The following is a 24,564-nucleotide window of genomic DNA, read 5'->3' as shown; positions in this document are numbered from 1 at the left end:
GCACATGAAATCCTCGTCCTTCGACGAGCTCAGGATGAGGATTTCAATCGCAACGCCCCTGCTCCAGCCCTCATCCTGAGCCTGTCGAAGGACGAGGACGGACCCACCGACGCCGGCGGGCCCAGAAAGACCTCGACGTGAACCATTTCGAATACGGCCCCGAAGGCCTCGCCTGCGAAGGCGTTCCGCTGGCCAGGATCGCAGGCGAGGTCGGCACGCCGGTCTATGTCTATTCCCGCGCCACCCTGGAGCGGCACTTCAAGGTGTTCCACGGCGCCCTGGTCGCCGCCGGGATCGCCGACCCGCTGGTCGCCTATGCGGTCAAGGCCAATTCCAATGTCGCGGTGCTCAAGGTGCTGGGCAACCTGGGGGCCGGGGCCGACACGGTGTCGGAGGGCGAGGTGCGCCGCGCCCTGGCGGCCGGCATCCCCGGCGAGCGCATCGTGTTCTCCGGGGTCGGCAAGAAACGCGGCGAGATCGCCTTCGCGCTGCAGGCCGGCGTCGCCGAGATCAATGTCGAGTCCGAGCCCGAGCTGAACCTGATCGCCGAGGTCGCCGCCGAACTGGGCGTCAAGGCCAGGGTGGCGTTCCGGGTCAATCCCGACGTCGCCGCCGGCGGTCACGCCAAGATCGCCACCGGCAAGTCCGAGAACAAGTTCGGCGTCTCGTTCGCCGAGGCCGCGCGCCTCTACGCCAACGCCAGCAACCACGCCCACCTCGAACCGATCGGCGTGGCCTGCCACATCGGCAGCCAGATCACCGACCTGACGCCGATGCGCCAGGCCTTCGGCAAGATGCGCGGCCTGGTCGAGCAGCTTCTGGGCGAGGGCCTGCATGTCGAGCGCCTCGACCTCGGCGGCGGCCTGGGCGTGCCCTATTTCGACATGCCCGAACCGCCCTCCCCGGCCGAGTTCGCGGTGATGGTCGCCGAGGCGGTCCAGGGCCTGCCGGTGAAGCTGGCCTTCGAGCCGGGCCGGGTGATCGCCGCCAACGCCGGGGTGCTGGTCAGCGAGGTGATCCACGTCCACGAACGGCCGGAGGGCAAGCGCTTCCTGGTCATCGATGCGGCCATGAACGACCTGATCCGTCCGGCCATGTACGACGCCTTCCACGACATCCGCCCGGTGATCCCGCGGACCGGCGAGACCAGTTACGACGTGGTCGGGCCGATCTGCGAGACCGGCGACACCTTCACCCGTGACCGCGCCTTGCCGCCGCTGGCGGCGGGCGACCTGGTGGCCTTCATGTCGGCCGGCGCCTATGGCGCGGCCATGGCCAGCGAGTACAACACCCGACCGCTGGTCCCCGAGGTGCTGGTCGACGGCGACAAGTTCGCAGTGATCCGCGCGCGGCCGTCTTATGAGGAAATGCTGGGGCGGGATGTGGCGCCGGAGTGGGTGTAGGGCCGGCGCGACCATTCTCTCCTTAGGCGAGTTGCCGATAGGATCAGGTCCAAGGACAGGCTCGACCAGAGCCCCGCGCGGGCTGGAGGTTCCGCCCAAGAAAAAGAGCGCCGCCCCAGGGGGGACGGCGCTCGAAGTGGGGGAGATGGAAGAAAGGGATCAGCCGCCGAACTTGTAGCGGAGGCTCACCCCGTAGATGCGGCCGTTGGCGTAGGCCTGGCGCAGGATGTCGGTGTCGTAGCCGTGGTCGGGCTCGCCCACATAGCGCTGCGGCGCCTTGTTGGTGAGGTTCGACGCCGTCAGCGACAGGGTCAGGTCCTTGCGCAGGTTGAAGTTCACCGAGGCGTCGAGCAGGCCGTAGCCCTTCAGGTAGCGCCCATCGATCGGATTGGGCGAGATCCCGAACAGCACGAAGTCGGAACGGTAGGTGTAGACGAGCCGGGCCGACATGAAGCCGCTCTCGTAGAGGCCGGCGATGCTGTAGTTGTCGTCGGACTGGAAGGGCTGGCGGACGATGGTCGTCGGGCCGGTCGAGCCCGACAGTTTCACCGGCAGCTCGGTCTTGACGTGGGTGTAGGAGCCCTGGACGCCGAAGTTCTTCAGCACGTGTGGCAGGAAATCGTAGTCGAAGAAGGTCTGGAAGGCCAACTCGACGCCCTTGGCCGTACCCGGATCGGCGTTGGTCGGCGTGGTGATCTGATACTGACCGGCCGGGCAGCTGTTGGACTGGGCCGTAATCGGGCCCGCCGTCGGAACGGTCTGGCAGCTGTCCACGCCCAGAACAAAGCCGTCAATCTTCTTGTAGAACGCCGCGACCGACACATAGCTGGTGCCGTTGAAGTACTTCTCGAACGACAGATCATAGCTGTCGGCGCGCAGCGGCTGCAGGTCGGCGTTGCCGCGTGATCCCGTGCCGATGGTGCTGTTGACCGAAATGGTCGGGTTGATGTCGCCGACGTTGGGCCGGGTCATGCCCTGGCCGTAGCCGAACCGCAGCAGGGTGTCGGGGGTGATGTAGCCGGTGACGTTGAAGGTCGGCAGGATGTCGGTATAGGCGTTGCTGCTCTTGTTCGGGACGATGACCGGCACGCCGCTGCTGGAGTCGGTGATCCGGGCCTCGGCGTCGAGGTTGGTGTGCACGACCCGCACGCCGACATTGCCGCGGATCTTGTCGTTCAGGAAGCTGAAGTCGGCCACGCCGTAGCCGGCGAAGGTCTCCTCGGTCGCCAGGCGGCGCGACAGCACGACTTCCGGCAGCGAGTCCTCGGCGGGAATGCCGGCCAGCGGGAAGCGGTTGCGGACGTTGTCGCCCAGCAGGGCGTCGGGATTGAAGGTCAGGAAGCCGCCGCTGTAGCCGGCGTCGCCGCCGAGCCAATTGGTGTGCGAGCCGTTGACCAGGTCCGCGACGCCGGTGGCGAAGATGCCGTTCGACTGGGTGGCCGTCAGGGCCAGGCCGTCGGTCGTCAGGTTCTTGCCGTTGAACGAGTAGTTATAGAACTTCGACTTCTTGCGGTAATACCGCGTGCCGAACTTGATATCCTCGATGAAGCTGTCGTGCAGCTTGTACTTGCCGTCGAACTGGGCGGCCAGGCCGGCGTCGTCATAGACGTTGTTGGTGCCGTTGGCGTAGTTCAGCATCGTCCACGTGCCGGGGCTGCCGAGATCCGGACCCGAGATCGAGACCTGTTGCGGCAGGCCGATCGAACGGGTGGTGTTCCAGGCCAGGCCGGTCCGGGGAACCATGACGACCGCGCGGTTGTCCTGGTGCTGGTCGGCCTTGACGTAGGAAAGGTCGAGCTTCAGGTCGAGGTCGTCGGTCGGGCTCCACTTGGAGCCGCCAGCCAGGATCCAGGTCTTGTAGAGCCGGTGCTCCTCGCCGCCGGTGTTGCTGAAGGTCGAGCCGACGAACGTGCCGCTGGCGAAGCGCTGGCCGGCCAGGACCGCATCCTCGCCGCCGTTGGCGTTGCGGCTGGTCAGGCCTTCGGTGGTGCTGAACGGCGTGGTCGTCAGGTTCTGGACATAGCGGCTGTCGCTCGAATTCAGGAACCGGTAGCTCTGGTGATAGAGGTAGGAGTTGTAGTTGCCGTCGACGTAGAATTCGAGGTTCGACTTCGGCTTCCACTGGAAGGCGCCGTTGAGGCCCTTGCGGGTGCGCTGGATGTCCTCCTCGTTTTCGTTGACCTGCACGCCGGCGAAGTTGATCAGGTTGGCGCGTTGGGCCGGGGTCATGGCCAGAGCGTCGGCGTTGCTGACCGAGATCAGGCAGTTGAGGTCCGAGCGGCCGGCCAAGGCCGCGTTATAGGCTCCGCCCAGATTGGCGGCGCTGCAGTCGCTGCTGTTGGCCGCGGCCGACCGGCGCAGCTGGGCGCCGCCGGGGCCGGGGGCGTTGTCCGAGCGGTTCCAGCTCTTCTGGTAGTTGCCGGCCAGCAGCAGGCCCATCTCGCCGTCGCCGACGTTCCAGCGGTTGGCGATCAGGCCGAAATATTCCGGCTGCAGGCTTTTGACCATGTCGTTGTACTTGCCGGAGATCGCGGCGCTGGCGGTGAAGCCCTTCAGGTCCAGCGGCCGGCGGGTGCGCACGTCGACCAGGCCGCCGATGCCGCCTTCGATGTGCTCGGCCGACGGGTTCTTGTAGACGTCCAGGCCCGAGATCATGCCGGGGATGGCGGCTTCGATGTTGAACTCGCTGCCGCCGGCGGTGAAGTAGACGCGGCCGTCGACCTGCGACGCCGTCTGACCCGACAGGCCGCGGATGGTCAGGCCCGAGCCGACGCCGACCGGCGAGGCGCCTTCGCCGCCATAGCGGTAGCCCTGCACGCCCGGCACCCGGGTCAGGGTTTCGGCGACGTTGGGGTCGGGCAGCTTGCCGATGTCCTCGGCGCGAATGGAGTCGACCACCTCCATGGTGTTCTTCTTCATCGCCACCGACGACTGCAGGCTCTGGCGGATGCCGGTGACGACGACTTCGGCGACGGCGGTGTCGTTGATCGGGGCCGCGGCCGGGGCCGGCGCGGTCTGGGCGTGGGCAGCGCCCGCGGCGCCGGCCAGCATGGCGACCATCGAGGCGGTGGCCAGGAGCCGGCCCTGCGCGGACCGGCGGTGAATCTTGCTGCAAGTGTTCATGGTGTCCCCTCCGTTTGTTCGGTTGACGCCGCGCCTCGTTGGGTCGCGACGCATGTTTCAATGGGCGGCGTTCGACGCCGAAGGCCTTCGGACAAGGCGGATGTTCGGGCCTGGCGGCGCGACGGTTTCACTCCCTGGGCGACCTCGTCGCGGTGACGCGGGGGTCGTTTCTCACGTGGCGGCTCTAGCGCCGTGTGAATGTGATATCGTTATCATTCGAACATGGCAATAGGTAATCATCATACAATTTAACCGCGCGCCGGCGACACGAGGTCGCAGCCCCGCTCGTCGACCCTCCCGAGGCGGCCGGGCAGGAGGGCGAGCAGAACCCCGTCGTTATTGATTTGCCGGAGGAATGGCCCGGCGCGCAGGCCTTTGTTGCTGCGCCGTTACTGTCGCGTCCGGCCGTCGAGCGAAGCCGGGAGCGCCGACGTCGAAAGACAATAGTCAGACATTTGAAAGAGGTCGCGAAGGGCCGTCGCCGCTACCGGGCGATGCGCACCGGAAGCACCGCCTCCACGCCGTCGGGCGCGAAGATCAGCTTCGGCTGGCCGCCCAGATCGGCGGCGAGGCCGCCGTCCAGCAACCTGGAGCCGAAGCCCTTGCGACTCGGCGGCTTGACCGGCGGGCCGCCGGTTTCCTTCCAGCGCACGACGGCGCAGTCGTCCTCGATCCGGTCCCAGTCGATCGCCACCTGGCCGGCCGGCGTCGACAGCGCGCCGTACTTCACCGCATTGGTGCCCAGCTCGTGGATGGCCAGGGCCAGGGACAGGGCGGCGCTGGGACCCACGCGCAGATTGCCGCCGCGGATCGTGATCCGCCCCGGCTCGCGCTCGTCGACGAACGGCCGCACGCCCTGGCGAATGACTTCGTCAATCGCCGCGCCCTCCCAGTTCTCGCGGGTCAGCACGTCATGGGCGGTCGACATCGCCAGCAGCCGGTCGATCAGCCGTTCGCGCACATGCGGCGGGGTCTCGCCGACCCGCAGGGTCTGGCGGGCGATCGACTGGATCGAGGCCAGGGTGTTCTTGACCCGGTGGTTCAGCTCGTTGATCAGCAGCCGCTGGCGCGCCTCGGCCGCCTTGGTCTCGGTCAGGTCCATGGCGATGCCCAGATAGCCCTGGAACTCGCCGTCCGGCCCGAAGCGCGGCTTGGCGTTGGCCAGCATCCAGCGATAGCCGCCGTCGCTGCGGTAGAACCGCGCCTCGAAGCTGTAGGGCAGCAGGCTCCCGCGAGCCTCGGCCCGCTTGGCCAGGACGCCGGGGATGTCGTCCGGATGAATCAGGCTCACCCAGACGTCGCCCAGCAGGTCCTCGCGGCGGAGGCCGGCGAACTCGGCGAAGGCCTCGTTGGCGAACTCGATGCCGCCCGCCGCCGTGGTCATCCACACCGGGGCCGGGGCGGAATCGGCCATGGCCCGGAACTGGGCCTCGCTCTGCCGCAGGCGCGCCTCGGCCAGCCTCTGTTCGGTGACGTCGGTATGGACGCCGACCCATTCGTGGACCGAGCCGTCGGTCTCGGGCACGGGCACGGCCCGGATCACGAACTCCCGCCAGACGCCGTCGCGCCGCCGCACGCGATGCTCGAAGACGAAGGGACGGCCCTCGGCGACCGCGGCGGTCCAGGCCTGCAGGGTGGGCTCGACATCGTCGGGGTGGACGGCCTGGGTCCAGCCCAGGCCCTGGTACTCGTGCGGCGCCTGCCCGGTCAGGGCGGCCCAGCCCGGCTGGTCGCCGGCCATCTCCCCCGTAGCGCTGTTGGTCCACAGGATGCCCTGCACCGCGTCGATGGCCGCCCTGAACCGCGCCTCGCTGCCAGCCAGCCTGGCCATCACCTCGCGCCGTTCGGAGATGTCGCGAATGAACCCCAGGAACAGCGGCGACCCGACATCCTTGGACAGGGTGATCGAAAGCTCGACCGGGAATTCCGACTGGTCGCGCCGCAGGGCGCTCAGTTCGAGCAGGCGGTCCAGCACGGTCTGTCGGCCGGTCGCCAGCAGGCGCGCCAGGCCCAGGCGATGGGCCTCGCGGAAGCGGGGCGGAATGATCACCTCGCCGAGATTGCGGCCCACGACCTCGTCGCGAGACCAGCCGAAGACCTGTTCGGCCTTGCCGTTCCAGTCGACGATCACGCCGCCGGCGTCCATCACCACGACCGCGTCGATCGCGGTGCGCAGGATCGGCTGCAGCGTGGCGAGATTGAACAAAGGCCGCTCCCCCTCCGCCCCGTAGTCACGATAGTGCTACAGGACAAGGCGGGCGGTGGGAATGGCCGCGCATACGGCCCTGGACGGACCTAGGGCGTCCCGGACCGCATGCGGATTAATTTGTCAGCCGACGCGCGTTTCGGCGACCACCGTCTGGCGCTGGATTCCCAGGCCTTCGATGCCCAGTTCCATCACGTCGCCGGGCTTCAGGTACAGCGGCGGCTTCTGGCCCATGCCGACGCCGGGCGGGGTGCCGGTCGAGATCACGTCGCCCGGCTGCAGGCTCATGAACCGCGAGACGTAGGAGACCAGGAAGGCCGGCTTGAAGACCATGGTCTTGGTCGAGCCGTTCTGGAAGGTCTGGCCGTTGACGGTCAGCCACATGGCCAGGTCGTCGATGTCGCCGGCCTCGTCCTGGGTGACGAGCCACGGGCCGGTCGGGCCGAAGGTGTCGCAGCCCTTGCCCTTGTCCCAGGTGCCGGTGCCGTCGATCTGAAAGGCGCGTTCGGAGACGTCGTTGATCACGCAATAGCCGGCCACATGGTCGAGGGCGGCCTCCTCGGAGACGTAGCGGGCCTCGGTGCCGATCACCACGCCGAACTCGACCTCCCAGTCCAGCTTGGTCGAGCCGAGCGGCTGGATGACGTCGTCATTGGGGCCGACGACGGCGCTGGTGGCCTTCATGAAGATCACCGGCTCGACCGGCACCGGCAGATTGCTCTCGGCGGCGTGGTCGGCGTAGTTCAGGCCGATGCAGATGAACTTGCCGATCCGGCCCACGCAGGGGCCGATGCGGCCCGGTTCGGCGACCAGCGGCAGGGCCTCCGGGTCCAGCGCCGCCAGCTGGGCCAGCACCGCCGGCGACAGCGACGGGCCGGCGAGGTCGTCGATGATCGCGCCGAGGTCGCGGATCTGGCCGGCGGCGTCCAGCAGGCCGGGACGTTCCTGGCCGGCGGGGCCGAAGCGGAGCAGTTTCATGGGAAATCCTTGCTGGCGCGGGCCGGATCAGTTGATCCAGCCGCCGTCGATGATGTGGATCTGGCCGGTGGTGAAGGCGGACTCGTCGCTGGCCAGATAGAGGGCCAGCTGGGCCAGCTCCTCGGGCTTGCCCAGGCGGCCCATCGGCTGGCGGCCGATGAAGGCCTTGCGGGCGGCCTCGTAGTCGCCGGTGTCGACTAGGCGCTGGTTCAGGGACGGGGTCTCGACGGTGCCGGGGCAGATGGCGTTGCAGCGCACGCCCTGGCCGACGAAGTCGGCTGCCACCGCCTTGGTCAGGCCGATCACCGCGGCCTTGGTGGCCCCGTAGGCGAAGCGGCCGGGCACGCCCTTGATCGAACTGGCCACCGACGACATGTTGACGATCGAACCGCCGCCGGCCTCCAGCATGGCCGGCAGGAAGGCGCGGATCATCCGGTACATGGCGTTGACGTTGAGGTCGTTGGAGAAGCTCCAGGCCGCCTCGTCGCAGTCGAGGATGGTGCCCGAATGGACGTAGCCGGCGCAGTTGAACAGCACGTCGATCGGACCGAGCTCGGCGGCCAGGGCCTTGATCGCCTCGGGATCGAGCACGTCGAGCCGCCGCGCCTCGCAGCCTTCGACCTGGGCCAGCAGGGCGTCGTTGATGTCGGTGGCGATCACCCGCGCCCCTTCGCGGGCGAAGAGCTCGGCGCTGGCCTTGCCGATGCCCTGGGCGGCGGCGGTGACCAGGGCGGTCTTGCCGGAAAGTCTTCCCATGTCTCGCGAACTCTCTAGCTGGCCCGCCGCAGGGGCAGGCAGGCCGGACCGATCGGGTCGAAGGCCTTGTAGGTGAGGATGAATTCCTGGTGGCCCAGTTCCTCCGACAGCGTCCGCTGGCCGCCGGCCACGGCCAGGACCAGATCGTGGATCTCGCCGCCGACCTCGTCCAGCGTGCCGCGGCCCTCCATGATCCGGCCGGCGTCGACGTCCATGTCGCCCGACAGCTTGCGGTAGGTCTCGGGATTGGCGCAGATCTTGATCACCGGCGAGATCGCCGAGCCGACCACCGAGCCGCGGCCGGTGGTGAACAGGGTGATGTGGGCGCCGCAGGCGATCAGCTCGACGATCTCGGCGTTGTCGGAGATGTTGGGGAAGCCGAAGCGCGGTTCGCCGTCCGGCACCACGTCGAGCAGGTAGAGGCCGCCGGTGGGCGGTTGGTCGCCGGGCTTGAGGATGCCCACGATCGGGGCCGAACCCGACTTGGAATAGGCCCCCATCGACTTTTCTTCCTGGGTCGTCAGCCCGCCCTCGGCGTTGCCGGGCGCGAAGCTGCCATAGCCCATGACGGTGTAGTAGGCCTCGGCCTTCTGGACGCTGAGCTCCAGCTCGCGGCCCAGTTCCGGCGTGATCGCGCGATCGGCCATGATCGTCTCGCAGCCGACCAGTTCGCCGGTCTCCTCGAAGACGCAGGCCGCGCCGGCCGCGCCCAGGCGGTCGAAGGCCCGGCCGACGGCGGGGTTGGCGGTGATGCCGCTGGTGCCGTCCGACCCGCCGCAGATGGTGCCGATCACCAGTTCGGAGACGTCCATCGGCACGACCGGCGTCTGGTCGGCGATCGCCTTCAGCCGGGCCACGGCCTCGCGACCCTTCTGGATGGTGCTGGCGGTGCCGCCGTTTTCCTGGATGACCAGGGTCTCGACCGGCCGGCCGCTGGCCTCGACCGCGGTGCGCAGGGCCTCGCGATTGAAGCTCTCGCAGCCCAGCGAGACCAGCAGCACGCCGCCGACGTTAGGGTGCGTGCCGATCGCCTGCATGACCTTCAGGGCGTAGGCGTTGGGATAGCAGCCCGGGAAACCGATCAACTGAACGTCGGGGTCGTCGCTCTTGGTGACGATCGCCCGGGCCACGTGATGGGCGCACTCGACCAGATAGGCCACGGCGATGACGTTGCGAACGCCCTTGCGGCCGTCGGCGCGCAGATAGCCGCGCATGGTCAATGTCCTTCCGCGCCGGTCGCCAGCCGAGTGTGGCTGGCGATGTAGTCGCTCTTCATGTTGTGGAGGTGGACGTGCTCGCCGGCCGCAGCCGGGGCGGTCATCGAGCCGATCGGCGCGCCGTACTTCAGCACCTTGTCGCCGACCGCCAGGGCGCGGCGGGCCAGCTTGTGGCCGACGCCGACGTCGGCCGAGGCGATCACCGCCTGGCCGTCGATCGTCAGCCGGTCGCCGGCCCGCACCGGCGCGCTCAGCACCAGCACGTTGTCGTCGGGATGCAGCAGGATCTGGCTCATGCGGTCACCGGAGCAGAAGGTGCGGGCGCGTCGGTCCGCAGCAGGCCCTGGGTCCGCAGGTCGTCCCACAGGGCGTCGGGAACGGGAGTCGCCAGCCAGGCCTGGGCCTGGGCGACCTGGGCGGGGCTGGCCATGCCGGGAATGACGCTGGCCACGGCCGGGTGGGCCAGCGGGAACTGCAGGGCCGCGGCCGGCAGCGGCACGGCGTGGGCCGCGCAGACCGCCGCCAGCCGGCCGACCCGGTCGAGGATCTCGGGCGGCGCCGGGGCGTAGTCGTAGTGGGCGGTGCGGCCGGGCCGGACGCCCTCGACCAGTATGCCCGAATTGAACGGCCCGCCGATGATCACCGACACGGCGCGGGCGACGCACAGCGGCAGGAAGCGGTCGAGGGCGTCCTGCTCCAGGAGCGTGTAGCGGCCGGCCAGCAGGATGACGTCGAAATCGGCGTGGCCCAGGGCCTCCTCGCAGATCGCGGTCTCGTTGACGCCCAGGCCGATCGCCCCGGCCGCGCCGGAATCGCGCAGGTCGCGCATCGCCCGGTAGCCGCCGTCGAGGAACTGCCGGAACAGGCGCGGATGGTCGTCGCCATGGGTCAGCCGGCCCAGGTCGTGGGCCAGCAGCACGTCGACGCGGTCGCGGCCGAGCCGCTTCAGGCTGGCCTCGAACGAGCGCATCACCCCGTCATGGCTATAGTCGAACACCGGCTCGAACGGCGCGGCTCCGACGAAGCCGTGGCGCTCGGCGGCCGGATCGGCGTCGGGGGCGGGCTTCAGCACTCGGCCGACCTTGGTCGAGATTCGGACCTCGGCGGGCAGGGCCCGGCCCAGCCGGGTCTCGCTGAGGCCGAAGCCATAGTGCGGGGCGGTGTCGAAATAGCTTAGGCCGGCGTCCAAAGCGGCCTGGACGGTCGCCTCGGCCTCGGCGTCGGACACGGCGGCGTAGAGATTGCCGATCGCCGCGGCCCCGAAGCCGAGAGTCGGAAGCGGGTCCGGGCGAACGGCCGGCGGGCGGGGATCGGAAACGACTGAGGTGGCCAAGGCTTCCGCCCGTTTATCTTTAAAAGCGTTGTTGCTGGTAAAATCGGCTTCCGGGCGCGCGAAGTCAATCGCGCGGGCGTTGGATCTTGGCCTCAGGCGCTCAGCCGCCGCCCAATTCGGTGGAAATCTCCCGCGCCGCGGCCTGCAGGGCGGCGATGGTGGCGGGGACGGGAATGGCGGCCGGGGTTTCGATATAGGGCGAGGTTAGGGCGGCGGCGACGCCCTCGGCGTCCATCACCGGCACCGACAGGTCGAGCACATGCTTGGTCACGTCGCTGGCCGCCTGCACATAGCCGTCGGCGCAAGCCTGGGCCGCCTTGGCGTCGAACGCCTTCCAGGCCGCCGGCGCCATGGTCGGCGCCAGGCGCTCGGCCCAGTCGCGGCGAACGCGCTCCGGCTGGAAGGCGTAGAGCACCAGGCCCGAGGTGGCTTCGACCAGGGCGCCCCGCCGGCCGACGCGTACCGAGAAGCCCTGGTCGCCGGGGGCCTCGACCCGGGCCACCACCACCATCTGGCTGCCGCTGGCCACGGCCAGGTGGCAGGACTGGCCGATGGCGTTCGACAGCCGCCGCATGGCCGGCAGCGCCGTCTCCAGCAGGTCGCGGACCGGGGCCCGGGTCATGCCCAGGGCGAACAGTTTGTCGGTCAGCACCAGGCCGTCTCCGCCCGGCGCCTGGGCGACATAGCCGCGGAACTCCAGCACCTGGACCATCCGGAACAGCTCGCTGACCGAACGGTCGAGGGCCGACGAGATCTGCGACGGGGTCAGGGGCGCGCCGCGCGCGGCCAGGAGCTCGAGCACGTCCAGGCCCTTTTCGAGGGCGGGGGCGCGGTAGCGGCGGTCGGGATCGTCGGAGTCGGCCATAGCGGGACTATAGCCGATAGAATCGGCGGGCCGTCTCGCCGAACAGATCGGCCAGGTCGGACGCCGCCGTCAGGCCGCTGAGCGTGCGGGCCAGGTCGAGCCAGCCGCCGTAATCGCCGGCCAGGTTGAGCACCGGCCAGTCGCTGCCCCACATCAGCCGCCGGGGCCCGAACGCCGCGACCAGATGGGCGACATAGGGCGCCAGGGCCTGCGGATCGGCGCCCGGCGCGGCCTCGGTCAGCAGGCCCGACAGCTTGCAATGGACCTGGGGCAGCTCGGCCAGGGCGGCGATCTGGTCGGCCCAGGGCTGAAGTTCCCCAGCCGCGATCGGCGGCTTGGCGCCGTGGTCGATGACGATGGCCAGGTCCGGACGGCGCTCGGCCAGGCGGCGCAGGTGCGGCAGGTGGCGGGTGAAGACCAGGGCGTCGAGCGACAGCCGGCCGGCGACCATGGCGTCGATCGCCGGGTCGAGGGCCGGATCGGCGATCCAGGCGTCGTCGGCTAAGTTCTGCAGCATCGGCCGCAGGCCGCGCAGCTTGCGCCGTTCGGCCAGGGCGGCGATCCGCGCCGGGGCGTCCGGCGCGGCGAGATCGGCCCAGCCGACGACGCCCAGCACTTGCGGCTCGTCTTCAGCCAGGTCCAGCAGCCAGTCGGTGTCGCGGTCGCTGGGCTGGGACTGGACCAGGACGCCGCCCGCCAGGTCCAGCGGCGCGCCGACGGCGGCCAGGTCCTCGGGTAGGAAGTTGCGATGGATCGCCGCCAGGTCCGGGGTCGGCCATGTGCAGTCGTTCTGGCCGATCCGCCAGAAATGGTGGTGGGCGTCGATCAGCAAGCCACGATCGCCTTAATGACTCCCGCCTGCGGCTCCATCCAGCCCGGCAGGGCGTTGGCGACCTCCGCCAGGGTGGCGGCGTGGGTGTTCAGGGCCTTGGTCGGCACCTTGCCGGCCCGCATCGCCGCGACCACGGCGTCGAAGTCCTCCGGCGTGGCGTTGCGGCTGCCCAGCAGCGTCGCCTCGCGCTTGTGGAACTCCGGGTCGGAGAAGGTGATGTTGGCCCCGACCACCGAGATCAGCACATAGGATCCGCCATGGCCGACATAGGCGAAGCCGGCCTCCATGGCCTTGGGGTTGCCGGTGGCGTCGAAGACCACGTCGAAGAAGTCGCCGTTCGTGAGGTCGGACAGGGCCTGGCGCGTGTCCTCGCCCAGGGTCGCCACATGGTCGACGCCCAGGTGGTCGCGGCAGAAGTCCAGGCGGTCCTGGCGGCCGTCCAGCGCCGTGACGATCCCGCCCTGGAGCTTGGCGAACAGCGCCGCGGCGATGCCGATCGGCCCCGCGCCGACCACCAGCACCGACTGTCCCGGGGAGACGGCGGCGCGGCGCACGGCGTGGGCGCCGATGGCCAGGAACTCGATCATCGCCGCCTCGTCCAGGCTGATCCCGTCGGCCTTGCGGACGAAGCCCGCCGGCACGGCCAGGTACTGGGCCATGCCGCCGTCTCGGTGCACGCCCAGCACCTGGATGTTCATGCAGCAGTTGGGCTTGGCCTTGCGGCAGGCGGCGCAGGTCCCGCAGGACATGTAGGGCATCACATAGACCGGATCGCCCGTGACTAGGCCGCTGCCGGCCGGGGCCTGGGCGACCTCGCCGGACAGCTCGTGGCCCATCACCCGCGGATAGGCCAGGAAGGGCTGGGTGCCGCGATAGATGTGCATGTCGGTGCCGCACACCCCCACGCGGCGCACGCGGATCAGCACCTCGTCCTCCGTCGGGGCCGGGATGGGACGACGCTCCAGGACCAGTTGGCCCGGGGCGGCGCAGACCAGGACATCCATCATTACGCGTGCGCTCCGGCGGTGGCTTTCAGGTCCGCGCGGGTTGCGGGACCGGCGGTGAAGCCGAACAGGCTGACCACCGCGAAACAGGCGGACGGCACCAGGATGGCGAAGGTGATGGCGCTGACGTCGGAGATCGCGCCCATCACCGCCGTCAGCACCGCGCCGCCGATGATGCTCATGACCAGGAAGGACGAGCCGGTCTTGGTCAGCGGGCCCAGGCCCTTCAGCGAGCTGGCGAAGATGGTCGGGAACATGATCGACATGAAGAAGCTGGTCGCCGCCAGGGCGTAGAGTCCCACCTGGCCGCCGACCAGGGCCGCCGTCAGGGTCAGGACCACGTTGATCGCCGCGAACACGGCCATCAGCAGCGAGGGGCTGACCCGGTTCATCAGCGCCGTGCCGATGAAGCGCCCGGCCATGAAGCCGACCAGCGACCAGGACAGATAGGCCGCGGCGGTCTTCTCGCCCATGCCGGGGATCTCGTGCTGGGCGTAGCGGATCATGTAGCTCCACACCCCGACCTGGGCCCCGACATAGAAGAACTGGGCGACCACGCCGAACAGGAAGCGCGGGCGGGCGAACAGGCCCGAGATCGCCTGGCCGGCCGGCAGGGCGGCGTCGGCCTCGTCGGCGTCGGGACGGCCGGCGGCGTGCGGAAAGCGAGTGATCGCCACCAGCACCGCCCAGACCAGCACCACGGCGGCGATGATCAGGTAGGGGATCTGGGTCGAGTGGGCCTCGGCGGTCTGGAACGCGGCCAGTTGGGCCGGGCTCATCGCCGCGAACTCGGCCTTGGTCGGTTCGACGCCCGACAGGATGAACTGGCGGCCGACGACCACGGCGGTGATCGAGCCCAGCGGATTGAAGGCCTGGGCGAAGTTCAGCCGCTGCTCGGCCTTGGCCGGGTCGCCCAGCACGGTGATCAGCGGGTTGGCCGAGGTCTCCAGGAAAGCCAGGCCCGAGGCGATGACGAACAGCGCCCCGAGGAACAGGCCGTACTGCTGCACCTGGGCGGCCGGGTAGAACAGCAACGCCCCGAGGCCGAACAGCAACAGGCCGACGATCACCGCGGTCTTGTAGCCATACCGGCGCATGACCAGGCCGGCCGGCAGGGCCAGGAAGAAATAGCCCAGATAAAAGGCCGACTGCACCAGGCCCGAGCGCAGGTCGGTCAGGAAGAACGCCTTCTTCAGGTGCGGGATCAGCACGTCGTTGAGATTGTTGGCCACGCCCCACAGGAAGAACAGGGTGACGATCAGGATCATGGGCGCGAGCGCCGTCTTCGGGTGGTGGGTGTCGCTGGCCATGCGGGCGTTCCTCACTGGTCGCGCCCGTTGACCCGGCGCAGTTTGTCTGGAACGAAAGCATCATAGATAAATTGCCTCGTCAAATATGAAAATGGCGAGCGGGTGGAGACCATCGGCATGACGACCCAGCGACGCTGTTTCGCGCTCGACCTCAAGGATGACCCGGCGCTGATCGCGCGCTACCGGGAATGGCATGCGCCCGGGGGGCCGCCGGCCGCCGTGACCCGGTCGATCCGGGCGGCGGGCATCGAGAGCCTGGAGATCTGGCTGACCGGCAACCGGCTGTTCATGATCATGGAGACCGGCCCGAGCTTCTCGCCCGAGGCCAAGGCCGCCGCCGACGCCGCCGATCCCGACGTCCAGGCCTGGGAGACGCTGATGTGGACCTTCCAGCAGGCGCTGCCCTGGGCCGCGCCGGGCGAGAAGTGGATCGCGGCCGAACAGATCTACGACCTTTCCGACCACGCCTGACCGCCGCCGCCGTCCGATTTTCGCCCGCGCGGGGAACCCATGCGGGGCCGATCGGGTTCGATGGGTTTCCGACCGACATCAGGAGGCCTGTCATGAAGGCGGTGCGGATCCATGAATTCGGCGGTCCCGACGTCCTGCGCCTGGAGGACCTGCCCACCCCCGACCCGGCCCGGGACGAGGTCCTGGTCCAGGTGCGCGCCTCCAGCGTCAATCCGGTCGACTACAAGATCCGTCGCGGCGGCTATCTGCGCGAGGACCAGCTTCCCCTGACCCTGGGCCGCGACATCGCCGGGGTGGTCAGCCGCTGCGGCGAGGCGGTGACGACGCTGAAGCCGGGCGACGCCGTCTACGCCATGCTGCCGCGGGACAAGGGCGGCTATGCGCAGTTCGTCTCGGTCCCCGCCGCGCTCTGCGCGCCCAAGCCCGCCCGGTTGGACTTCGTGCAGGCCGCCGCCGTGCCGCTGGCCGCGCTCACCGCCTGGCAGGGGCTGTTCACCCAGGGCGGCCTGCTGGACGGCCAGACCGTGCTGATCCACGGCGCCAGCGGCGGGGTCGGCCATTTCGCCGTGCAGCTGGCGGCCGGCCGCGGGGCCATGGTGATCGCCACCTGCGCCGGCCAGGACCACGACTTCGTCCGCGGTCTGGGCGCGGCCACCGTGGTCGACTACAAGGCCCAGGACTTCCGCGAGGCGGTCCGGGCCGTGGACCTGGTGCTCGACCTGGTCGGCGGCGAGACCCAGGACCGGTCCTGGGACGTGGTCCGTCGCGGCGGCTTGCTGGTCTCGACCGTCGGCGAACCCGACCAGGCCAAGGCCGCCGCCCGCGAGGCCATGGGCCTGACCTATCTCACCGAACCGGACGGCGCGCAGCTGGCCCAGATCACAGGCCTGATCGACGAGCGCCGCATCATCCCGCACATCGACCGCGTCTTCCCGCTGGAGGCCTCCGACCAGGCCGAGCGGCGGCTCGAGCGCGAGCACGTCCGCGGCAAGATCGTGCTGCAGGTGGCCTGATGAGCCTGCCCCCGCAGCGCGACCCGCGCTCGCCGCCGATCCCGCCGGAGATGCCGGCCGGCCCGCCGCCCCCGGACGGACCGGTGTTCCCGACCCCGGACAGCCCGCCCGGCGCCCCGACCACCCCCGACGACGGCCGGCCGGTGGTCTGAAGCTTGGGGGCTTGGGTTCGCCTCTCGCTTCCCTTTGACCCGTCATAGCGGGCCTCGCGCCGCCAGACAGCAGGACGGCGGGAGCCCTTAAGGCGCGCTCACCACCACCTGCTGGCCGACATAGCGGACCACCTTGGCCGGGGGCGAGGTCGCCAGGCCCGCGCCGGTCCCCTCGCCTGTCCAGACGATGTTGAAGGTCCGCTCGCGCGGCATGCCCGGATACTGGCCCTGGCGCGGACCCAGGGTCAGGGTGCGGGCCGCCTCGTTCCAGCGCAGCTCGATCGTCGCCTGGCGGCCCTGGCGATAGCCCTGGCCGTCGCCCTCGTCGTCATAGAGGGTGAAGGCCCCGTCGGCCCCGCGATAGACGCGGATCTCCAGCGGCGCGTCGGCGCCCGCCTGGGCGTGGGAGACCACCGGCCCCAGGGGGACGATGGCGCCGGCCCGCACATAGATCGGCAGGCGATCGAGCGGCGCGGCGGCCGTGACCGTGGTCCCGGCCTGGTGCCGCCGGCCGGTCCAGAAGTCGTACCAGGGCGCCGCGCCAGGCAGGTAGACCGTGCGGGTCTCGGCCCCGCGCTGGGTCACCGGATTGATCATCAGGTTGGGCCCGAACAGGTACTGGTCGGGGATGTTCCAGGCCAGCGGGTCGGCGGCGAAGTCCATCTCCAGCGGCCGCATCATCGTGTAGCCCTTGGCGGTGACCTGCCAGGAGGTCGCATAGATGTAGGGCAGCAGGCGATAGCGCAGCTCGACCGAGCGCCGCAGGATCTGCTGCGCCGGCTCGTCGAACCGCCAGATCTCCTTGGCCGGACCGGTGCCGTGGACGCGGAACATCGGAGTGAAGGCCCCGAACTGGAACCAGCGCACGAACAGCTCGCGATAGTTGGGGTCGGCCGGCTCGCCGCCGAAGAAGCCGCCGATGTCGGTGTTCCAATAGGGAATGCCGCTGGCCACGAAGTTCAGGCCTGCCGGGATCTGCCGGCGGAAGACGTCCCAGTCGCCGTGGATGTCGCCCGACCAGGTGACGGCCGCGTTGCGCTGTTGGCCCAGCCAGGCCGAGCGGGTCAGGATGAACGGGCGCTTGCCGGGCGCGTCCTTCAGCTGGCCTTCGAACACCCCGGTCGTGTGCATCAGCGGATAGGCGTTATAGACCTCGCCGCCCGGTCCCGCCGCGGTCTTCAGGGCCCGCAGTTCGCCCCAGTCGCCGCCGAGCTCGGCCTCGCTGGCGTCGAGCCAGTAGCCGTCCAGCCCCTGGGGCGTGAAGCCCTTGGAGACCTGCGACCAGTAGAGGTCGCGATTGGCCTTGGAATAGGGATCGTACCAGCGGCCGAAACCGACCGGATAGACGTTGCGATAGGTCGGGGCCAGCAGCGCGCCGGCGGCGTCGAGCGCCTTGGTGTTGTCGAGGCCGACGTCGAGGCGCGGCCAGACCGAGACGATGGCGTGCACGTCCATGCCATGCAGCGTGTCCATCATCGCCTTGGGATCGGGATAGCGGGCCGGGTCGAACTGGTGCGAGCCCCACTGGCCCGGCGCCCAGTACTGCCAGTCCTGGATCACCGCATCGAGCGGGATGTTCATCTGCCGATAGCGGCGGGCGACGCCGACCAGTTCGTCCTGCGAGGCGTAGCGTTCGCGCGATTGCCAGAAGCCCCAGGTCCAGCGCGCCATCATCGGCGCCGCCCCGGTCAGCCGCCGATAGCCGGCGATCACCGCATCGGGATTTTCGCCGGCGATGAAGTAGTAGTCGATCCCGCGCCCGACCTCCGACTGAAACACCAGCTTGCCGCCGGCCTGCGGCGGGCCGACGTCGACGGTGGTGACCGCGGGGTTGTCCCACAGGATGCCATAGCCCTTGGTCGACCACAGCATCGGCACGGCGACGTCGGTGTTGGCCTGCTGCAGCAGCACGTGGCGGCCGTTGCGGCTGAGCACGCCGTCGGCGTGCTGGCCGAGGCCCAGGAAGGTCTGGCTTCCCTCGAAGGCGAAGGCCTGGCGGACCTGGAACAGTCCCGGGCCCTGCGCCGGGGCCGGCGTCAGGCCGTCATCGCCCGGCTTGCCCGCCTCGCGCGCATAGACCTGGCCGGCGGCGTCCTTGAAGGTCACCGCGCCGGTCTGGCGGGAGACCAGGACCTTGAGCGCCGGCGTCGAGATCTCGACGCCGTCGGGGGTTTCCAGGGCGTGGAGCGCCTGGGTCGGCCGCGGGGCGTTGACCGCCAGGCTGGCGCCCTCGGGCGCGGCGCCGCGATAGTGGCGGACCCGGACGATCCCGTCGCCCCAGACCTGGACATTGACCGCCCCGGTCGCCGTGCGCACGGTGACGCCGTCGGCGCCCTGCTCGACCGCCGCGGCGGCGGGCTGGGCCTGGGCGACGGCCGCAGTCCCGGTCGCCAGGCACAGCGCCAGCGCCGTGCTCGCCAGCATCGTTCGAAGCGGCCGTGTCGATGATCGTCCCATTCCTGATTCCCTGCTTGGCGGCCGCCCCTTGCCGAGGCGGCCTTGTTTCCGAAAGCCTCACGGCCTTCAGTTACCGCTACCAATAACTCAGACAAGACAGGGCGGCGACAGGCAATTGCTGGCGCATCACATACGGCTGATCCGGCGTCGCCGGCCTACTTAAAGGTCACGCCGTCGACGAACGGGCCGATCTCCAGCACGCCCTCGGCCGGGCCCTTCAGCTTGCGGCCGGCGATCACGACATTGTCGAACGAGACGTTGCGCACCCGACGATCCGCCGCCAGGCCGGCCAGGATCGACGGCCCCGCCCAGCCCGCGCCGGAATAGCGGATGTCCTTGAAATGCACGCCGTCGACGGCCAGGCCGGGGCTGGTGTTGTACTTGGCGTTATAGACCACGCGCACGTTGAACAGCTTGCCCTCCTGGACGTGCTCGACCCGGATGTCGCTGAAGGTGACGTCACGCACGGTGTTGGTGTCGCCGGCGCTGATCGCCATCGCGCCTTCGTATTCGGGATCGTCCTCGTCCAGCTCCAGCACGTCGATGTCGCTGAAGGTGATGTGCTCGAGCGTGTTCGGCTTCTGGCTGTCGCCGTGCAGGCCCACGAACATGGCGTGGGCCACGTCCGGCCAGAACACCGAGCGGCTGACCGTGATCCGCCGGGTGTCGCCCACCCCCTCCTTGCGGGTCGCATAGACGGCGACGCTGTCGTCGGAGGTGCGGATGAAGGCGCGGTCGATCTCGACGTCGCTGCAGGCGAAGATGTTGATCCCGTCCGACCACTGGCCGGCGCTGAAGGTCTTGATGTCGCGGAACTGCACATGGTTCGAGCCGCTGCAGGCCAAGGTCCCGTGCAGGGGCGACAGGAAGGTCAGGCCCTCGACCAGCACGTTGCTGGAGTTGTGGACCACGAACTGGTCGGCCGGCTCGTCGATGATCCCGCGGCCGAGGATCCTGACATTGTCGACGCCGGTCGGCCGGAAGGTCCCGCGCATCACCGCGCCGCCGGCGATGTAGATGGTCTGGTTCGACGCCACGGGGAAATAGGTCTCCCCCTCGGGCGGCGTGTGCAGGCCGGGCTCGTAGATCACCACATCGGGCCCGGGGGCCGGCGGGGTGTCGAGGCCGCCGGCCAGCACATGCAGGTTGTGCAGCCGGTCGCCGTCGAACTCGACCGACAGGTTCTGGGGCGCATCCAGCGTGAAATAGACGATCCCGTTGCGGATCGTCGGCTTGACGCCGTTGCGGAGGGGACGGATGTCCACCTGGCGGAAGACGCCGTTGTTCTTCTGCACGGCGACCTCGACGCGGCCGGCGAAGTCGAACTGCACCACAGAGGCGTCCTGCGGTTTGTCGAGGTCGACCTTGACGTTGTACTCGTAGAGATCGCGCCAGGGCCGGCCGGGCTTGCGCACCCGCACCGTGAAGTCGTCATTGTGGTGGCTGTAGAGCAGCTTGGCCGGGATCGAATAGATCCGCAGGTCCCCGTCGGCCGCCGCGCCGGAGACCGCCTGCGACCACGCCGGGGCGCCGCCGGCCAGGGCCAGGGCCGCGACCGCCGCCAGCAGGCGCGACCGCCGTCGTGAAAGACCAGACCGCATGCGCTTTCCTCCCCTCGGCGGTTGACCGCCGTCGCTTTGATGTCGTGACGATCGGCCGGAACGCCGCCGCCTTCCATACAGCTCGAATCCTCGCCGCCGGGCGGAAAAGACCGGGGCGCCGGCCATGCCGGCGCCCCGCCTCGGCAGGGGGGGATCAGGCCCGAGAAGGATGCAGGGGCGGCTCGACCGAACCGCGATATTATTGGTATCGTTATCACAAGCGTGGCGCAAGTCCGACGTTTCGCCGCACCCCGTTCACGGCAAATTTGGTTGGTATCGTTATCAATATCGACTATAGCCAGGGAGACCGGGGCGTGCGAACGCGTCGCGCCGAAGCAGCGCGACGATCGCCTGGGCAGGGAGTGACGCGATGACAGGCCTGAAGAAGAACTATGTGCTGCTCAGCGCCTTCCTCTTCCTCTATTTCTTCGCCCAGGCGATGAGCATTTCGCTGCTGGCCCTGTGGCTCAAGCGCACCCTGGGCCTGACCGGCGCCCAGACCGGCGTGGTGTTTTCGGCCAATTTCGTCTTCGCCATGGCCTCGCAGCCGCTCTACGGCTTCCTGTCCGACAAGGTCGGCTTCAAGAAGACCATCCTGTGGGCCATCGCCGTGCTGGTGATGCTGTCGGGCGGCTTCTTCGCCTTCGTCTACGGCCCGCTGCTGAAGACCAACCTGCCCCTGGGCGCGGTGCTGGGCGGGCTCTATCTGGGCGTCACCTTCATCGCCGGCAGCTATGCGCTGGAGTCCTATGTCGATCGGGTCGGCCGCAAGGACGGCTTCGAATACAGCCGCGCCCGGCTGTGGGGCTCGCTGGGCTTCGCCTTCGCCGCCTTCTTCTCGGGCCGGCTCTACAACATCGATCCGCTGATCAACTTCTCCCTGGCCTCGGTCGCCGGCCTGCTGCTGCTGCCGATCCTGGCCCTGACCCGCGTGGAAGCCGCGCCGCAGGAGCAGAGCCGCGCCGAGAGCCTGAAGCCCCTCGACGCCCTGGCCATCCTGCGCCTGCCCAAGTTCTGGGGCTTCATGGTGCTGATCCTCGGCGTGACCAACCTCTACCTGGTCTACGACCAGCAATTCCCGGCCTATTACGCCGCCCAGTTCGCCGATCCCAGGCATGGCGCGGCGATGTTCGGCTATCTGAACTCGGCCCAGATCTTCGTCGAGGCGGGGATGCTGTTCGTCGCCCCGTTCATCGTCAACCGCATCGGGGCCAAGACCGGCCTGCTGCTGGCCGCGGCGATCATGATCTTCCGCATCGCCGGCTCGGGCCTGGTCGAGGGCCCCGTCGCCATCTCGGCGATGAAGATGCTGCACTCTCTGGAGCTGCCGATCCTGGCGGTGTCGATCTTCCGCTACATCGCCGCCCATTTCGAAAGCCGCCTGGCTTCGACCCTCTATCTGGTCGGCGTCAGCTTCGGCCATTCGCTGGGCCTGGCCGTGCTGTCGCCGATCGTCGGCAAGAGCTACGACCTGATCGGCTTTCCCCACACCTACCTGCTGATCGCCCTGGGCGCGGCCCTGTTCTGGACCGCCTCGCTGTTCAGCCTGTCGCCGACCCCGCCGACCGCCGGCCGCCGGGGCGACCGCCGGCTCGCCACCCCGCTTCCCGACGCCGACCTGGCCAAGGCCGACTAGTTCATGACCCAAGCTTCCCCTCCCCTCTCCGCCGCCGGCCGCGAGCCCCTGCGCCTGGGCCCGGCCCTGCGCGCCCGCCCCCCGACCGGACGCGACCGACTGGACGCGATCCTTGCCGCCGTCCTTGAGCGCATCGACCGCAACCTGGCGGTCTTCACCGACGCCTTCCCGGCCCCGTCGAGCGTCGACGGCGTCTATCCGGCCATCGACAACAGCGAATGGACCAACGGCTTCTGGACCGGGATGCTGTGGCTGGCCTACGAGGCCAGCGGGCAGGCCCGCTACCGCCAGGCCGCTGAGGTCCAGGTCAAGACCTTCAAGCGGCGGATCGACGACCGCATCAATGTCGACCACCACGACCTGGGCTTTCTCTATTCGCTGTCCTGCGTGGCGGCCTGGAAGCTGATCGGCGACGCCTGCGCCCGCGACACCGCCCTGCAGGCGGCCGACCTGCTGCTGGAGCGCTACCTGCCGGCCGCCGGCATCATCCAGGCCTGGGGCGATCTTTCCGACCCCGCCCAGGCCGGGCGGATGATCATCGACTGCAACCTGAACCTCCCCCTGCTCTACTGGGCCAGCCAGGTCACCGGCGACCCCGACTACGCCCGCGCCGCCGACAGCCACATCGCCCAGGCCGCCCGCTACATCGTCCGGCCCGACAGCTCGACCTTCCACACCTTCTTCATGGACCCGGTCACCGGCGCGCCGCGCGAGGGCAAGACCCACCAGGGGTTCAGCGACGACTCCTGCTGGACCCGCGGCCAGGCCTGGGGGATCAGCGGCTTCCCGCTGGTCCACCGCTACAAGGCCGATCCGGACCTGATCGCGCTGAGCGCCCGCCTGGCCACCTACTATCTCAACCGCCTGCCCGACGACCTGGTCTGCTGCTGGGACCTGGTGTTCACCGGCCCGCCGCACGAACGCGACAGCTCGGCCGCCGCCATCGCCGCCTGCGGCCTGCTGGAGCTGGCCCGGGCCCTGCCGCTGCTCGACCCCGACCGCGCCGCTTACGAGGCCGCCGCCCTGGCCACGGTCGAGACTCTGGGAACCCGCTACCTGCTGCCGCTGGGTGAGCCCGGGACCGGGATCCTGGCCCATGGCGTCTATCACATGCCCAACAGGGTCGGGGTCGATGAGGCCTGCCTGTGGGGCGACTACTTCTTCCTCGAGGCGCTCGTGCGGCTGACTCGGGCCTGGGAGCCCTACTGGTGATCCAGATCGGCATCGATTTCGGCGGCACCAAGGTCGAGGCCGCGGCCCTGGACGCCTCGGGCGCTTACCTAGCCCGGGTGCGCGCGCCCAACCCCGGGGCCTATGACGCGGCGATCGCCACGGTGCTGGACCTGGTCGCCCAGGTCGAGCAGCAGGCCGGCGGCCGCGGCACGGTGGGCGTCGGCGCGCCCGGCTCGATTTCGCCGACCACCGGCGTCATGCGCAACGCCAACTCGGTCTATCTGAACGGCCGGCGCTTTCGCGAGGACCTGTCGGCGGCCCTGGGACGGCCGGTGCGCCTGGCCAATGACGCCAACTGCCTGGCCCTGTCCGAGGCGGTCGACGGCGCGGCGGCCGGGGCCAAGGTCGCCTTCGCGATCATCCAGGGCACCGGCTGCGGCGGCGGCCTGGTGGTCGACGGCCAGTTGGTCGAGGGTCCCAACGGCATCGCCGGCGAATGGGGCCACATGCCCCTGCCCTGGCCCTCGCCGGAGGAAACCCCCGGTCCGCGCTGCTGGTGCGGCCAGCACGGCTGCCTGGAGATGTGGGTGTCGGGCACCGGCCTGCGGCACGACTACGCCCGCCACGCCGGCCAGGCCCTGACCGGCGAGGAGATCATCGCCGGCTTCCGGGCCGGCGAGCCCTACGCCGTCGCCGCCTTCGAGCGCTACATCAACCGCCTGGGGCGGGCAGTGGCGGTGCTGTGCAACATCCTCGACCCCGACGCCATCGTCCTGGGCGGCGGACTTTCGAACGTCGCCGAGATCTACCAGCGGCTGCCGGAGGCCATCGCGCCGCGGGTGTTCTCCGACCGCTGGCGGGCCAGGATCGCCCCGGCCGTCTGGGGCGACGCCTCCGGCGTGCGCGGCGCCGCCCGGCTGTGGAACGCGGCGCAGACGGTCGAGACGGCGGGATAGGGCGCGCGGAACGCGATTTCGATTCCGTCTTCCCCTACTCCGTCTCCCCGGCGAAGGCCGGGGCCCAGATCGTAAGGC

At 69.6% G+C, this 24,564-nt stretch carries 20 protein-coding genes; 7 read left to right on the top strand and 13 right to left on the bottom strand.

What is annotated here, in order from left to right; translation table 11 throughout:
* Positions 1–137 precede the first annotated feature (137 nt).
* Positions 138–1,403 (top strand): diaminopimelate decarboxylase, encoded by a 1,266-nt coding sequence (gene lysA, locus ACIPQB_RS06825; protein ID WP_446484459.1) that lies wholly within the window; start codon positions 138–140, stop codon positions 1,401–1,403.
* A gap of 159 nt (positions 1,404–1,562) precedes the next feature.
* Here the strand turns inward: lysA and ACIPQB_RS06820 are convergent, their stop codons facing one another.
* The 11 genes from ACIPQB_RS06820 to fucP all read right to left on the bottom strand — a co-directional run bounded on the left by ACIPQB_RS06820 (position 1,563) and on the right by fucP (position 15,027).
* Positions 1,563–4,526: a TonB-dependent receptor gene (locus ACIPQB_RS06820; protein WP_446484458.1), complete on the bottom strand. Its 2,964-nt coding sequence runs from the start codon at positions 4,524–4,526 to the stop codon at positions 1,563–1,565.
* Between the two features lie 484 nt (positions 4,527–5,010).
* The gene (locus tag ACIPQB_RS06815; RefSeq protein ID WP_446484457.1) at positions 5,011–6,732 is read right to left on the bottom strand and encodes a PAS domain S-box protein; all 1,722 of its coding nucleotides are present in this window, start codon (positions 6,730–6,732) and stop codon (positions 5,011–5,013) included.
* Between the two features lie 123 nt (positions 6,733–6,855).
* Positions 6,856–7,710, bottom strand: a complete 855-nt coding sequence (locus ACIPQB_RS06810) for a fumarylacetoacetate hydrolase family protein (RefSeq protein ID WP_446484456.1) — start codon at positions 7,708–7,710, stop codon at positions 6,856–6,858.
* A gap of 27 nt (positions 7,711–7,737) precedes the next feature.
* Positions 7,738–8,466 carry an SDR family oxidoreductase gene (locus ACIPQB_RS06805; RefSeq protein WP_446484455.1) on the bottom strand — a complete coding sequence of 243 codons (729 nt, stop codon included), beginning with the start codon at positions 8,464–8,466 and terminating at the stop codon, positions 7,738–7,740.
* Positions 8,467–8,480: 14 nt separating this feature from the next.
* Entirely contained in the window at positions 8,481–9,680 is a 1,200-nt protein-coding gene (locus ACIPQB_RS06800) for a UxaA family hydrolase (protein ID WP_446484454.1), read from the bottom strand.
* Positions 9,681–9,682: 2 nt separating this feature from the next.
* Positions 9,683–9,979 (bottom strand): UxaA family hydrolase, encoded by a 297-nt coding sequence (locus ACIPQB_RS06795; RefSeq protein ID WP_446484453.1) that lies wholly within the window; start codon positions 9,977–9,979, stop codon positions 9,683–9,685.
* A complete protein-coding gene (locus tag ACIPQB_RS06790) occupies positions 9,976–11,016 on the bottom strand; it encodes an aldo/keto reductase (RefSeq protein WP_446484452.1) in 1,041 nt (346 codons plus the stop codon). The genes ACIPQB_RS06795 and ACIPQB_RS06790 overlap by 4 nt, the downstream gene beginning before the upstream one ends.
* A gap of 100 nt (positions 11,017–11,116) precedes the next feature.
* Positions 11,117–11,881, bottom strand: coding sequence for an IclR family transcriptional regulator (locus ACIPQB_RS06785; RefSeq protein WP_446484451.1), 765 nt, complete (start codon positions 11,879–11,881; stop codon positions 11,117–11,119).
* Between the two features lie 7 nt (positions 11,882–11,888).
* Positions 11,889–12,713, bottom strand: coding sequence for an amidohydrolase family protein (locus ACIPQB_RS06780; protein WP_446484450.1), 825 nt, complete (start codon positions 12,711–12,713; stop codon positions 11,889–11,891).
* The gene (locus ACIPQB_RS06775) at positions 12,707–13,720 is read right to left on the bottom strand and encodes a zinc-binding alcohol dehydrogenase family protein (protein ID WP_446484449.1); all 1,014 of its coding nucleotides are present in this window, start codon (positions 13,718–13,720) and stop codon (positions 12,707–12,709) included. Before ACIPQB_RS06775 ends, ACIPQB_RS06780 begins: the two co-directional genes overlap by 7 nt.
* Positions 13,720–15,027, bottom strand: a complete 1,308-nt coding sequence (fucP, locus tag ACIPQB_RS06770) for an L-fucose:H+ symporter permease (protein ID WP_446484448.1) — start codon at positions 15,025–15,027, stop codon at positions 13,720–13,722. The genes ACIPQB_RS06775 and fucP overlap by 1 nt, the downstream gene beginning before the upstream one ends.
* Before the next feature lie 117 nt (positions 15,028–15,144).
* Between fucP and ACIPQB_RS06765 the strand changes: the two genes are divergently transcribed.
* From ACIPQB_RS06765 to ACIPQB_RS06755, 3 genes are all read left to right on the top strand, one after another.
* Positions 15,145–15,498, top strand: coding sequence for an L-rhamnose mutarotase (locus tag ACIPQB_RS06765; RefSeq protein ID WP_446484447.1), 354 nt, complete (start codon positions 15,145–15,147; stop codon positions 15,496–15,498).
* Between the two features lie 92 nt (positions 15,499–15,590).
* Complete coding sequence (locus ACIPQB_RS06760) at positions 15,591–16,511, top strand: NADP-dependent oxidoreductase (protein ID WP_446484446.1); 921 nt, start codon at positions 15,591–15,593, stop codon at positions 16,509–16,511.
* Positions 16,511–16,663 (top strand): hypothetical protein, encoded by a 153-nt coding sequence (locus ACIPQB_RS06755; protein WP_446484445.1) that lies wholly within the window; start codon positions 16,511–16,513, stop codon positions 16,661–16,663. The genes ACIPQB_RS06760 and ACIPQB_RS06755 overlap by 1 nt, the downstream gene beginning before the upstream one ends.
* Positions 16,664–16,750: 87 nt before the next feature.
* Here ACIPQB_RS06755 and ACIPQB_RS06750 read toward each other — a convergent pair whose 3' ends face one another.
* Positions 16,751–19,087 (bottom strand): glycoside hydrolase family 31 protein, encoded by a 2,337-nt coding sequence (locus tag ACIPQB_RS06750; protein ID WP_446484444.1) that lies wholly within the window; start codon positions 19,085–19,087, stop codon positions 16,751–16,753.
* A 188-nt stretch (positions 19,088–19,275) separates the two neighbouring features.
* Entirely contained in the window at positions 19,276–20,721 is a 1,446-nt protein-coding gene (locus tag ACIPQB_RS06745) for a glycosyl hydrolase family 28 protein (protein ID WP_446484443.1), read from the bottom strand.
* A gap of 370 nt (positions 20,722–21,091) precedes the next feature.
* Between ACIPQB_RS06745 and ACIPQB_RS06740 the strand changes: the two genes are divergently transcribed.
* Genes ACIPQB_RS06740 through ACIPQB_RS06730 form a run of 3 tightly spaced genes read left to right on the top strand, consistent with a single transcriptional unit; the run spans position 21,092 to position 24,486 of the window.
* Positions 21,092–22,357, top strand: coding sequence for an oligosaccharide MFS transporter (locus ACIPQB_RS06740; protein WP_446484442.1), 1,266 nt, complete (start codon positions 21,092–21,094; stop codon positions 22,355–22,357).
* A gap of 3 nt (positions 22,358–22,360) precedes the next feature.
* Entirely contained in the window at positions 22,361–23,569 is a 1,209-nt protein-coding gene (locus ACIPQB_RS06735; protein WP_446484441.1) for a glycoside hydrolase family 88 protein, read from the top strand.
* A complete protein-coding gene (locus tag ACIPQB_RS06730; RefSeq protein ID WP_446484440.1) occupies positions 23,566–24,486 on the top strand; it encodes an ROK family protein in 921 nt (306 codons plus the stop codon). The genes ACIPQB_RS06735 and ACIPQB_RS06730 overlap by 4 nt, the downstream gene beginning before the upstream one ends.
* Positions 24,487–24,564: the final 78 nt, after the last annotated feature.

The organism is Caulobacter sp. LARHSG274 (genome assembly GCF_052871235.1).
The sequence above is the reverse complement of the archived record's forward strand: the minus strand, read 5'-3'. Positions and strand labels throughout refer to the sequence as shown.